Source organism: Peribacillus sp. NJ4, from assembly GCF_030348345.1.
Taxonomy (GTDB): domain Bacteria; phylum Bacillota; class Bacilli; order Bacillales; family DSM-1321; genus Peribacillus.
Genome location: NZ_JAUCFQ010000001.1, coordinates 4384523 through 4396432 on the forward strand (window position 1 = coordinate 4384523; position 11910 = coordinate 4396432).

Sequence of the window (11910 nt, forward strand, 5' to 3'; positions counted from 1 at the left end):
GTGAACTTACTGAATATGACGTTGCGGAACGTTCAGCGTAATTTCCGTGTTTATACGATTTATCTGTTTGCCATGATTACAGGTGTCATGATCCATTTCACCTTCTCATCACTTATGTATAATCAAGATATATTGGATGTACTCAACAATAAGGAAAATTTCCAAACGGGTGTATCGATTGCCTCAGTGGTTATCTTCCTCTTTATCATTTTCTTTATTCTCTATGCTAACTCTTTCTTTATGAAGCAAAGAAAAAAGGAATTTGGACTTTATTTGCTTCTAGGTATGAAAGAAAGTCAGATTACACGAATGGTATTCGTTGAAAATTTGATCATTGGATCGTTCTCGCTTGTAATTGGAATACTTCTTGGTGGTCTATTATCCAAATTATTCGGTATGTCATTAATGAACTTAATGCAATACGACAATGTCATTACGCTAAATTTCCCTTATCAAGCGATCGGCTCGACAATTATTCTGTTTCTCTTGCTAGTGGTCATCGTAAGTATCCAAAGTTTCTTCATGATCAGCCGCGTTCAACTGGTGGAGTTGTTTCATGCCAAAGAAAAAATGGAAAAACCCATACCTTCTTCGTTCATTATGGCGGCTTTGTCGTTAGTGTTATTAGCAACGCAATTCTTTTTGATCAGCCGGGGCACAGAATCAAGCATATGGCAAGAACACGCAACTTTTGCCATGATTGCTGTCACAGTCGGAATGATAGGTGGAACGTATTTGTTCTTCCGTCAGTTCTCCGGCTGGCTGCTGCAAAAGTTTAGCCAGAAACATAATTTCCATGAAGGCAATCGGGTATTGTGGATCTCGTCATTGCGCTTTCAAATAAGGTCGAATACGTTAAACCTTACCTTCATCTCTTTGTTCAGTGCAACCATCATTTTCTTGATTGGATTCGTTTCGATTAATTACGCTGTCCAGTTTGAAGCTGTCGGCAGGAATTTACCAAATGATATTGCGTTCCAGTCATTGGATAAGGAAACAAACGATAAAATTGACGCTAAAATAAAAAACTCCGACCACTCAATAGAGTATCACAAAACTTTGGAAGCCTTAGTAGGAAAGCCAAATACAAACATGGACCTCGCTTTTGAGAACCCTGAGTATTTTTCAAAGGACGTTTTTCTTTTTCCAGAAAAAGCATATAACGAAATCATCTCATTGCGTGGAAATCAGGAGGAAATCCATTTAAATGATATGGAAGCTGTATCTCTGTCACAAGGAACAGATTCCCCAAAATCCTTCCCCTCCAATCAGCTGCCAAGTTTTAAAGTGAATATAAATGAAGATATCACTCTAAAACTGGTAGAGAAGAAAGATTACGCATTATTAGGCTGGGCCAGCGACCCTGTTCAATCTATGATATTAAAGCCTGCAGTCCTGATCATTTCAGATGATGCTTATCAAAATTTAAAAAGCACAGCCAAATCGATCCCTTTTGAAATTTATGAAATCGAAAATGAGAAGCAGGCTGAATCCCTATCAAGTGATATACATGCCATTGTAACGAAGAAGCCCGGCACTTACTATTCTTCGTTTGCTGATGTGTATTCGAAGCAAATAGAAGGTTCATCTTTAATGTTATTTGCAGCTGCTTTCCTGGCTGTCATTGCACTGTTTGCATTGGCTAGCGTTATTTACTTTAAACAACTGCGGGAAGCAACGGAAGAACAGAGACAGTATTCCATTCTGCGAAAGATAGGTACCGCAGACCGTGAATTGAAAAGCGTGATTCGTAAACAACTTCTCTTTGTTTTCTTCCCTCCGCTAGTTTTAGGCATTTTGCACAGCTGGCTCATTTTAAAATACTATATCCTGGATTCTGTACAAGATTTTCCGCAGCTTACTTCGATGCTCTGGTTCATCTTTGCTATATACTTTGTGATTTATGTATTGTTTTATCTGTCTTCTGCGAATCTCTACTACAAAATCGTAAATCAGAAATATTAATTAAAAAACGCAATGGCCTTTATCAAGGTCTCATTGCGTTTTTTTGCATAATGAAATAGGGATCGACATTTTTGGGAAAGTGCATGACAAATTCGGTATACAAACCTGTTTCAGAGGTGCACGTGATATAATGACCAAGTTTATTGGATAATTGCTGGGCTAAATATAACCCCATCCCTGTAGACTTTGTGTATGTACGCCCGTTAGTTCCTGTAAAACCCCGGTTAAATATCCGTGGTAAATCCGTTTTTTCTATACCAATTCCATTATCTCTAATAATCAGCTGCTTTTCTTTTAAATCGGAACCTGTCTCAATCTTAATTTTCCCTCCTTCTTCCGTGTACTTCAAGCAATTTGAAATTAATTGATTCAGGATAAATTGCAGCCATTTGGGGTCACTTTGGATGGTGGTTGGTTCTATCTGTAACTGCAGGCGGATTTTCTTGGAAATAAATGTTTTGGAATGAGTTTTTATGACCTCTTTCACCAATTGGTCCAAATCACAATTCTTGATGTCATAGTCTTGATTGAAGCTATCCAACTTTGCATAATAAAGTGCTTGATCCACATAATGCTCTATCCTTGATACCTCATCATGAAAGCTCTTGGCATCGCTCTCCGTCTGCTGCATCAATCGCAGCACTGAGATGGGTGTTTTAATTTCATGAAACCACGATACAATAAAATCGTAATACTCGTTTTGTTTCTCATGAATCAGATTGAGAGACCTTATATGTTCCCTTTCCTTCTCTTCAAACAACTGCTGTAAAGAGGCTGCCTCTAAAGAAAGGTTCTCATGATCTTCGTCACCCCTGGCTCGGATCGCGCGTAAATTTTGCTGATACCGGTACAAAAAGAAAATAATTAATATGAAAAGCGTTAAAACCCAAGCATATAGAAACGTGTTCCAGTTCCATGTCATATTAGGGTCAGTGTAAAAAACGGCAGAAACCATACAAAAGATAAAAACAAATAAAATGATATAAGGCTTCTCATGTTTTAAAAATTGCAGGAACCTCATTCGATCAGATACCCCATTCCTTTACGTGTCACAATAAAGTCTTCCAATCCAATTCCAGAAATCTTACGCCTTAATCGATTTACGTTAACAGTCAGTGTATTATCATCGACAAACTGTTCATCATTCCAAAGAGCATGCATCAAGTCATCTCTGGATACAATTTTCCCTATTCTGCGCATCATCAATTGCAAAATGATAAACTCATTACGTGAAAGCTCAATGGCCTGTTCCTCAAATTGGATTGTTGAGTTTGTTACATACAATGACAAGTTCCGGTGCGTTAATTTTAAGTTATGGCCATTTTGATAAGTATAATTCCTGCGTAACAATGCACTGATTTTTGCTACAAGAACATCTAAATCAAATGGCTTCTGTATAAAATCATCCCCTCCCATATTAATGGCCATGATGATGTCCATGTTTTGATTTCTTGAGGAAAGGAACAGAATGGGCACACTTGAGATAGCACGAATCTGCTGACACCAATAAAAGCCATCAAAGGTTGGCAAGTTTATATCCAATAAAATTAAATCAGGTTTTGATTTCTCAAAATCATCTAGAATGTGGTCAAACTCCATAATCTCCATAACTACATATTTCCACTTCGTTAGTGTATCAGCCACTATTTTTCTAATCTTTTCATCATCTTCAATTATCATAATTTTAAACATAACAAGCTCCTATTCATGGACTGAATCGATAAAGGTTTAACATGCGTTTTAGCATCTTAATACTAATTATTCCAAACTCCTGCCTTTTGTACAATACGTCACACAAGAATATGGCCCAATTAAGCAACTATAGAGACGAAGTGAGACAAAGCCCCCCTCCAAAATCCCCCTTTCGGCACCTTTATTTGGAGACGCTGGAATTCCCATAGCCCATTACGATTTATTCAAATCCCCATGCTTTGGAAATGCCAGGAAAAGTCATTATACTTTTAGCAGGTAATTGCTGCCAAAAAATAGTTGTGTCCGGATACTATATTCGCTTCGCTCTCCCAAATCAAGAGCTAATCATCAACTGTATTTAATATTTATAAAAAAACAAAGTATAAGAATGTAATAGAGTGGATAAACTAATAAAAAAGGAGTGGGAGATTATGGAGACTAAAACTAAAGAAGGAACGAAAGAAATGTGGAGCGAAATTAATGATTGTATAAATCGAGTAATTGATGAAAAACATGATTTATCTTTTCAAAAGAAGAGCAATGATAATTATATGAATCTATATATTCAAACAGCCGTTTTACACACCTTATTTGAACTTTCAAATGAATTCAGGAAAATTGAAAGGAAATATACCGAATTGTGATATTTCTAGAAAGGCATGTACCAACTTTGACTATTATTGTGGATTAGGATAAAAAAACTCCCTAAGAGACTATTAATGCCAAAGTATTATCCAATCTTTAGTCCACGTTTTCTTTCCAACACTAAACATTACTATATAATATCGATCATTTTCGATACCACATTTGACCAGGTTCCATTTGTTCTTTACCTTCCCTACAAATAACCTCTTCATTATTCCAACTGAAAATCCATTTTCGAAAAATGTTTTTTCAATACTAATTAAAAATAAACTCTTCATACACATGACAGAAACCCCACCTGTTATTAGCAACTGGTGGGGTTTCTATTTGGCTTCTACATCTACATCAACCGGGAGGTCCATCTTGTGCAATCACGCCCTTTCATTTAAACAGCTAATTTACTGTATTCATCCAACTGATCTTTGGTTAAATTTTTGATGAAGTGATCGATATTTATCGACTCCATTTCATACCTTTCACAAATCTTTAAATAACTTTCATAGGCTTTATCATAAGTGTTCATCATCTTGCTCCCCTTTCTGTTATATAACAATTAATTTAACTTAAAAACAATATATAACAGAGTCATTCCTGTGTCAATATAATTTTCTGAAAATTTAGAAATAACTCGTGTTACCTTTAGTATTACCCCTATTGTTCTTTGCTAACCGTATCACTTAACAAAAAAGAGACTGACACAAATTTAATTGGATAATTGGCCTTCAATAGCGAAGATGGAATTTTTCACATAATTAAAGTGACAATAAAACATTTTTTTGTTTATTTAAATGAGTATGTAGTTATTGCTTACTGATTTTTGAATCGAATGATTAGTAGAATCTCGGTACAGTTTTATTGTATGATATGATAAAATAAATTTTTTGAAAGTGAGCTGAAAGCTTATGATGTGGTCACCGCTATTCGAAAATGATGTACCTGCAGTCATTCTTCCTTAACGGTAGAAAACTTGCAACTCCGTTAAGGACTGGAAAGATCTAGTTAAAACGGAGGGTACAAAATGAAAAACACTTTATTAGGTTCTTTATATTTATCACTCGCTGCTAGCATTTGGGGCGGAATGTACGTGGTGGTAAAAGTTGTGGTAGACGTTGTTCCACCACTTGAATTAGTTTTATTACGATATGTAATTGCGATTTTAGCATTGCTAACCATTGGTTTTATAACAAAACAATCTTGGCGGATTGAAAAAAGAGACTGGCTATTAATTCTTATTATGGGACTTGTTGGAAATACAATTTCCATCGTAACCCAGGAAGTCGGTACGCTACTTTCTACTGCACAAATGGGAGCCATCATCACTTCAACAACACCTGCATTTATGGTGATATTTGCACGTATCATTTTAAAAGAAAAGATTACTTTTAAAAAATCAATTTCGGTTATTTTAGCGACAATCGGTGTCGGTATCATTGTCGGAAATGCCCATATCGGTTCATCTCACCAACTTGGGGGCGTATCACTGCTTATTGCTGCATTAACTTGGGCACTTATGTCAGTTCTAATTAAACGTGTACCTGGGCAATATTCACAACTGGTTGTAACTACCTATGCTGTGCTTGTGGCAATTGTCTTTTTAACACCTTTTACAATTAGTCGATTGGATGAGCTCGATTTCCAAGCAATAATGCATCCATCCATATGGGGCGGCCTTTTATACTTAGGCGTTATTTCGACAGCATGTGCCTTTTTACTGTGGAATCGCGGACTGCAAATGCTTACCGCTTCAAGTGGTGGATTATTTTTCTTTTTACAACCTATAGTCGGTACGTTTTTAGGCTGGTTATTACTAGGTGAGCAAATCGGCTTGTCTTTTTGGATAGGTACAATATTAATTTTTATTGGTGTGTTAATAGTCATTCGGGAAGAATAACCGTAATAAAAACGTTGAATGGTGTTTTATATTAAAAAGTACCCTATAGACACTTTTAAAAAGGTCTGCCTATAGGGTACTTTTTGTAATAAAAAAGCGGATTGGAAAAAGTTGTGCTACTATAGCAGGCCCGGCAGTATTCTCATCTGTGGAGCCTTAAAAGGAATTCATACATTTATTCCATCATTTTATTAACCTATTGAACGAAAACAACCAAAGTCTCTTGGTACAAGTGCAATAAAAAGTCCAGAAATGATTAATAGTTTTCTTAAGAACAGACGCTCATTTCCCCATGTACATTTGTAATTTTCAGCTCCGGTTTTTTGAGATCGGAATCACTACACAGGCAGCTACAACAAGTGCATAGTTAAAGAATAGTACTACTTACCAGTACAATTAGGTTTTATGTTGCCGATGCCTCTATAGCAATCATAAGCTCCCGGATACTTTTCATATGTTCAAGGTTTTGAATGGTTTCTGATAACCTCTGCGCAGGTTCTATTCCTAGAAATGGCGTGGTCAGCCTGAAAAACTTGTCTTTTTTTTCTTCAGCCGTTAAGGGGTAATTATAGTCTCCACGAGCTTGCATAATTTCTGATTGATATGTGCATCCATCCTGCATTAGTATTTTAACCATACTTAATGCTTTTTCAGGGAATGCTTCGTTAAGTTGTTGATCGATTACCACTGAAATCTTGTCCATAATGCTCAAAATTTTTGGATCATCCAGATGGTCTTGTATTTGTTTTGGACCCACTTCACCGTAAGAAATAAATGCTGCAACAGGAAAAAACAGATTGTACTGTGCTTCCTCTGTAGTTTCTGGATAATCTTTCGATAATGCTGCCGATTCTGTAAATGTATGAATTACTATTTTATTAATATTTGTGGATATTAGTATATTTTTAGTTTGTATTTCCCTAATTGCCTCAATAGCTGGCTGTGCCCACCGGCAGCATGCATACGGCTTATAATACAGTTCATTTACACGATAGTTTTTTCCTAAATCGTGTGTAAGCCCTTCTGCTTCTTTTTGTGTAAATAATGATGGAATACCTGTATAGCCTGCTTTTGCTAAATGAGCTGCACTAACCCCGGCCATACATCCCCAATTAAATCCGTCTTTTAACATAGATGGGTGTTCGATGCAGCGCATCATTGGAGAATAAGCACCAAAATATTCTGCATTGCCCAGTGCGTCCACCGAGTCCGGTCATATGTAGCTAAACTACACCCAAACAGGCACTGACTGCCACTGCCGCATCAAAAGCATTCCCCCCTTTTTCAAGAATTTTGTGTCCTGCCACCGATGCTAAATAGTGTGGGCTTACCACCATACTTTTCGTTCCAATTATCGATTGGGTCATAAATCTACCCCTTTTGAATTATTTGATTTTTCAAAAATAATGATAATTGTATTATAACTTGTATGTTTTTCTTACGTAATCCAAATTTCATTCCCCAAAACAAAAAGTTGTTTTTTTATCACTTTTATAAGCCTATTTTATTTAAAAATACCAATTATTCGTTCATTACGTAATAATCATTAAAATTTTATATACATTTCGAAAGCATTTTTGTTATCATTAATTCATAATCATGGAAATGAATTCTAAATTTAAAACAAAGGAGGAATCGTTTTGAAAAATCCATATACGGAATTAACGGTCGGGATGATGAGAACGGGGATTTTAGGTTTCGGCGGCGGGCCATCAGTCATCCCGCTCATCCGCCACGAAGCCGTTTCCCGTTATCACTGGCTCGACGATGATGAATTCGGGGACACTTTAGCGATCGCCAATACACTCCCAGGACCGATTGCCACTAAGATGGCAGCATATCTTGGTTATAAATTAAAAGGCTGGCCGGGAGCCCTCGTAAGTGTGGCCGCTCACGTTTTACCTTCATGCTTTGCGATGGTTTTCTTAATTGCGTTCATTAATGTTTTAAGTAATTCAGCAATAATCAGCAATATGATCGCTGCTGTCATGCCAGTTGTTGCCGTCATGCTTGGCCAAATGGCTTACGAGTTTGGCGAAAAGGCGGTAAAAGGTTTAGGAAAGGTGCTCGGAATCACCTTTTTTGCGATTTCCTTTTTGCTTCTGCAGGTCATTTCCCTGCATCCGGGTATCGTCATAATGATTTTCCTTTTATATGGGGCGTTCCATTTTAAATTAAAAGATAGATTGAAAAATAAAAAGGTTGATAGGAAGGAGGAATCCGCTTAATGGGTCTTATAATCCCAATTGGAGTCGCTGTTTTTCTAGCGTTTTTCATAGCCAATATCCTTGGTTACGGCGGAGGCCCAGCCTCGATTCCGCTTATGTATGATCAAATCGTCACCCGGTACGGCTGGCTTGATAATACCGAGTTTTCACAAATGCTTGCGTTAGGGAATTCACTCCCAGGGCCGATTGCCACCAAAATAGCCGCATATGTCGGATATGATGTATATGGGTGGCCAGGATTTTTAGCTGCATTGGCAGGCACCGTCATCCCTTCAGCAGTGGCTTTGATATATTTATTAAAAATCCTGCGAAAATACAAGCAATCGCCTATCGTAAAAGGCATGTCCCTGCTTGTGCAGCCCGTGATTGCGATCATGATGTTATTGCTCACCTGGAATATGGCCGCTGATGCCGTCGGTTCCATCGGCTACATCCATTCAATCGTCATCGCTGGTTTGGCATTCTTGGCTTTAGGTAAATTCAAGATTCACCCCGCATTCGTAATCATTCTTGCTTTTGCGTATGGCGGCTTTATCATCCCGCTCACATAATAAAAAAAAAATCCACCTATATAGGGGGATTTTTTCATTTAAAGCTTCATGCCCATCCGGCTTTTATAACGTTTAATGAGAATTTGGCAATCAACGCTGACAACACCTATTACCGCATACAGCTTCTCATTGAGAAAGCGTTCCATCTCCTGATTATCAGTAAAGATTCCGTGCATATGGAGTTTACTCGGACCAGTCATATGATATAAGCTCGTTACAGCCGGTTCACTTTCTAATTGCTGGGCGACCGATTCCAAATATTTAGGCTCAACCTCAACGTTAAAAAAAGCCGAGACATGGATGCCGACCTTAGCTGGATTTATGACCGCAGTGAATCTCTCGATCACGCCGTTTTCAACAAGATGATTAATTCTCATTTGAACCGCAACTCTGGAGAGTTCCACTATCTTCGCTAAGTCGGTATACGAAATTCGCGCATCTTCATGTAAAACCGATATGATTTTCTTATCGATCTCATCAACTTTCAAGCTGGGAATCTTAAAGTCCTCTGCCATCCTATGTAACTCCTTTTCGATTTCTTTATTCCATTATCGCAGAGAACACCACCGGATCACAACATTCTTCCTTTTTACTTTCAAATTTAACCTCCATTAAAGAATCGGCAGAATTTAAGCAATGCCCAAACAAAATAAACCGATTGAGCAATGAATGAAGGTCTTCAAGTTTTGACAGCCCCTTTTCAATAAGCCCCCTCCAACTCTTCCTCTTGCACAGTAACCAGGAAATGAACATCCACGAAATTATATCCAGTCGTATAGCTATTTCCGTTAAAGGAGTGCTCAGGGATTATCTCCTCCCCTTCTTTATCATGAAAATTAGTGACCAACCGTATCGGGTCGTTAAAATCCGGGAAGTCATTCTGTCCATCTTCTGCCTGTAGTTTTACATACTGTTTCATAAGTTCCCGCCAATTGTCAGGAAACCTCGCGACTCCGTACGTTTTCCCCTTAAGCGCAATGCTGTGCATCATTTCTATACCTGGTTGATATGTGGCTATTCCATCCTCTACCAAAAAATCCCTATCAACCTTCATAAAAACCCCGATTTCGGATACGTCATCTTTTGTATTCATATTCCACATGATCAATGATTTTTCTTCTCCATTCCAAACCTGTGGCTGACCGCCCATGTTCACGGAAGCAGCTTTCCATTTGTTACCTTTCCAGACCCAAAAGCTCATCCCATATCCATTTTCTTCGCTGATAAAGGGGACAAACACATGTGTATCATCTAAAAAGATTTTATTCTGAATGGACTTTGGTTGTGCTTCAGGGAAGATTGAGTTTATTCGTTTAATGATTTGCTTTTCCGATAGAAAGGGTTCCGGCTCTTTTGGGAATAGAACAAATAAAAGAATACCTCCTATCAAGATGGCAGCTGTAATTAAAACACTCATTTTTGCTTTTTTAGTCATTCTTCCAACACACCTCCGGTTAAAATGGACTCTTCTAACCTGAAGTAGACCTGGTGCCCCTTATTTGGTGTAATCAGCAGACCCTTGCCATCTTCTTCTATGAAAATGAGTGTTTCAAGCCCACTTCCTTTTTTAGGAACTGACCCTGTCAGAATATAAGGGAACGTTTCTTTATACCCGCTCTCTTCATTGATCCCATAATACCAAGATTCGCTCTCGATCTTTTTTTGTTTCATCTTGTTCATTTGTCTTTGCAGTTCTTCTTTATTCAAAGTGACTTCTTTGGAATTCGAATGGGTCGCTATCAGCGAAGCCTTGTTAACGTCCATCATATATGTAGTTGTTTCAGACTTAGGATATATAATTCCATCCAGAGGCATGGCGAAAAGTGAAGCTGTCAAAAAGATGAAATTCGATAGGAATCCGAGCCAGGCAAATCGACGGAATCGCTGCCACCGCCCTTCATTTCCTTTCCTTCTCAATAACCATGATAAAAGAGCCACCCCTAAAGGGACAATGGGTACACTAACAACCTCATCTGATAGATTAAAAGTAAAATTAAAAGCGATCATTCCAAGTACCAAGACAACTGAAGCCTTCCATACCTTAGGTGAATCCTCTTGTCTTCTATAAATTATGGCAAAAGCTATCGCAATCAGCATGTAACTTAATGCTATAAGGATTAAAGAGGGTGCATGCATATATTTTTCTGCATCAAACAATCCAGTCATTCTATCTAATACTCTCCTTTTAACCGACTTTAACCTTTATATATATGAATCCTCCTAGAATACCATATATCCCCTTCTTTGTAATTAAAGGGAACAAAAGAGTATTTATCAGACTTCAGTCCCCCCTCCTCATTCGGAAATTGAAGGTGGGGGTTTTACAGCCTGTTTAATGTAGGATAAAAGTTTATGAGTATCCAATGGACCCTTCCTCAATCCCTTGTTTGTAAAGTTTTCGCGATATTTTTATATTCCTCGTCATTGAGAATGCCCATTTTTTTGAATAATGCAGAATAAGCCATTATTTTTTTTTGGGTACGGTTTGTACAATTCATATGGATCAGCTCCTTTTTACATAGTATTCATTTGCGACAAAATGTTTCCTGCGAGCAAAACATTTTGTATAGACTAAAATAAAAAAACTGCCCATTTTCTCGGCAGTTTCATCTTGCTATACATGCTTAAAATAAGACCAGTCTATATAAATTAATGGGAAAATCATCTATTTTTTTAATAATAACGGGATGCAATCCGAAACATCTTGAAGTGGCTGGCAATTTTTATACGTTAATGAACGTGTAACAGCTCCCTCCAGCATTAAACTGATGACCTTCGCGAACTTATTTGCTTGTTCAGTTTGAAAACCGTTGTAATTTAACACTGAAAATAGCGACCCAGCCTTCGTATATTTGATTCAAGCCTGTTGCGTGCTAACCTTGCACCTGAAAAAGCCGTGTTGCCACGAAAAATGACAGTTCAGGTCCTTTAAAAAAAT

13 protein-coding genes and 1 pseudogene are annotated in these 11910 nt (G+C 37.7%); 5 read left to right on the forward strand and 9 right to left on the reverse strand.

The window, feature by feature from the left end:
- The gene (locus QUF94_RS21850) at positions 1-1965 is read left to right on the forward strand and encodes an ABC transporter permease (protein WP_289317684.1); all 1965 of its coding nucleotides are present in this window, start codon (positions 1-3) and stop codon (positions 1963-1965) included.
- Between the two features lie 22 nt (positions 1966-1987).
- On the opposite strand, the gene QUF94_RS21855 is transcribed toward QUF94_RS21850, so the two are convergent.
- Entirely contained in the window at positions 1988-2887 is a 900-nt protein-coding gene (locus QUF94_RS21855; protein ID WP_289317685.1) for a sensor histidine kinase, read from the reverse strand.
- A 95-nt stretch (positions 2888-2982) separates the two neighbouring features.
- On the reverse strand, positions 2983-3657 hold the full coding sequence (locus QUF94_RS21860) for a response regulator transcription factor (RefSeq protein WP_289317686.1): 675 nt from the start codon (positions 3655-3657) through the stop codon (positions 2983-2985).
- 431 nt (positions 3658-4088) lie between these two features.
- Between QUF94_RS21860 and QUF94_RS21865 the strand changes: the two genes are divergently transcribed.
- Positions 4089-4301 (forward strand): hypothetical protein, encoded by a 213-nt coding sequence (locus QUF94_RS21865; protein ID WP_289317687.1) that lies wholly within the window; start codon positions 4089-4091, stop codon positions 4299-4301.
- Between the two features lie 386 nt (positions 4302-4687).
- Here QUF94_RS21865 and QUF94_RS21870 read toward each other — a convergent pair whose 3' ends face one another.
- Positions 4688-4825, reverse strand: a complete 138-nt coding sequence (locus QUF94_RS21870; RefSeq protein ID WP_289317688.1) for a hypothetical protein — start codon at positions 4823-4825, stop codon at positions 4688-4690.
- Positions 4826-5320: 495 nt separating this feature from the next.
- Here QUF94_RS21870 and QUF94_RS21875 point away from each other — a divergent pair, with 495 nt between their 5' ends.
- On the forward strand, positions 5321-6193 hold the full coding sequence (locus tag QUF94_RS21875; RefSeq protein ID WP_289317689.1) for a DMT family transporter: 873 nt from the start codon (positions 5321-5323) through the stop codon (positions 6191-6193).
- 403 nt (positions 6194-6596) lie between these two features.
- On the opposite strand, the gene QUF94_RS21880 is transcribed toward QUF94_RS21875, so the two are convergent.
- On the reverse strand, positions 6597-7325 hold the full coding sequence (locus QUF94_RS21880; RefSeq protein ID WP_289317690.1) for an MmgE/PrpD family protein: 729 nt from the start codon (positions 7323-7325) through the stop codon (positions 6597-6599).
- 22 nt (positions 7326-7347) lie between these two features.
- A pseudogene (locus QUF94_RS21885) lies at positions 7348-7560 on the reverse strand (gamma-glutamyltransferase); the annotation flags it as partial.
- 273 nt (positions 7561-7833) lie between these two features.
- On the opposite strand from QUF94_RS21885, the gene chrB reads away from it, so the two are divergent.
- Positions 7834-8421, forward strand: a complete 588-nt coding sequence (gene chrB / locus QUF94_RS21890) for a chromate efflux transporter ChrB (RefSeq protein ID WP_289317691.1) — start codon at positions 7834-7836, stop codon at positions 8419-8421.
- Positions 8421-8972: a chromate efflux transporter ChrA gene (gene chrA / locus QUF94_RS21895; protein WP_289317692.1), complete on the forward strand. Its 552-nt coding sequence runs from the start codon at positions 8421-8423 to the stop codon at positions 8970-8972. Before chrB ends, chrA begins: the two co-directional genes overlap by 1 nt.
- Positions 8973-9010: 38 nt before the next feature.
- Here chrA and chrS read toward each other — a convergent pair whose 3' ends face one another.
- The 4 genes from chrS to QUF94_RS29140 all read right to left on the reverse strand — a co-directional run bounded on the left by chrS (position 9011) and on the right by QUF94_RS29140 (position 11796).
- On the reverse strand, positions 9011-9487 hold the full coding sequence (gene chrS, locus QUF94_RS21900; protein WP_289317693.1) for a chromate efflux transcriptional regulator ChrS: 477 nt from the start codon (positions 9485-9487) through the stop codon (positions 9011-9013).
- Positions 9488-9672: 185 nt separating this feature from the next.
- Positions 9673-10407 (reverse strand): hypothetical protein, encoded by a 735-nt coding sequence (locus QUF94_RS21905; RefSeq protein ID WP_289317694.1) that lies wholly within the window; start codon positions 10405-10407, stop codon positions 9673-9675.
- Positions 10404-11138, reverse strand: coding sequence for a hypothetical protein (locus QUF94_RS21910; RefSeq protein ID WP_289317695.1), 735 nt, complete (start codon positions 11136-11138; stop codon positions 10404-10406). The genes QUF94_RS21905 and QUF94_RS21910 overlap by 4 nt, the downstream gene beginning before the upstream one ends.
- 499 nt (positions 11139-11637) lie before the next feature.
- A complete protein-coding gene (locus QUF94_RS29140) occupies positions 11638-11796 on the reverse strand; it encodes an LmrA/YxaF family transcription factor (protein WP_421154668.1) in 159 nt (52 codons plus the stop codon).
- Positions 11797-11910 lie beyond the last annotated feature (114 nt).

What these genes read in the sequence shown, in the direction of transcription:
- QUF94_RS21865 (WP_289317687.1), top strand. Translation starts at nt 4,089, where the DNA reads ATGGAGACTAAAACTAAAGAAGGAACGAAAGAAATGTGGAGCGAAATT.
- chrS (WP_289317693.1), bottom strand. Translation starts at nt 9,487, where the DNA reads ATGGCAGAGGACTTTAAGATTCCCAGCTTGAAAGTTGATGAGATCGAT.
- QUF94_RS21905 (WP_289317694.1), bottom strand. Translation starts at nt 10,407, where the DNA reads ATGACTAAAAAAGCAAAAATGAGTGTTTTAATTACAGCTGCCATCTTG.
- QUF94_RS21870 (WP_289317688.1), bottom strand. Translation starts at nt 4,825, where the DNA reads ATGAACACTTATGATAAAGCCTATGAAAGTTATTTAAAGATTTGTGAA.
- QUF94_RS21875 (WP_289317689.1), top strand. Translation starts at nt 5,321, where the DNA reads ATGAAAAACACTTTATTAGGTTCTTTATATTTATCACTCGCTGCTAGC.
- QUF94_RS21880 (WP_289317690.1), bottom strand. Translation starts at nt 7,325, where the DNA reads ATGTTAAAAGACGGATTTAATTGGGGATGTATGGCCGGGGTTAGTGCA.
- QUF94_RS21860 (WP_289317686.1), bottom strand. Translation starts at nt 3,657, where the DNA reads ATGTTTAAAATTATGATAATTGAAGATGATGAAAAGATTAGAAAAATA.
- QUF94_RS21910 (WP_289317695.1), bottom strand. Translation starts at nt 11,138, where the DNA reads ATGACTGGATTGTTTGATGCAGAAAAATATATGCATGCACCCTCTTTA.
- QUF94_RS21855 (WP_289317685.1), bottom strand. Translation starts at nt 2,887, where the DNA reads ATGACATGGAACTGGAACACGTTTCTATATGCTTGGGTTTTAACGCTT.
- chrA (WP_289317692.1), top strand. Translation starts at nt 8,421, where the DNA reads ATGGGTCTTATAATCCCAATTGGAGTCGCTGTTTTTCTAGCGTTTTTC.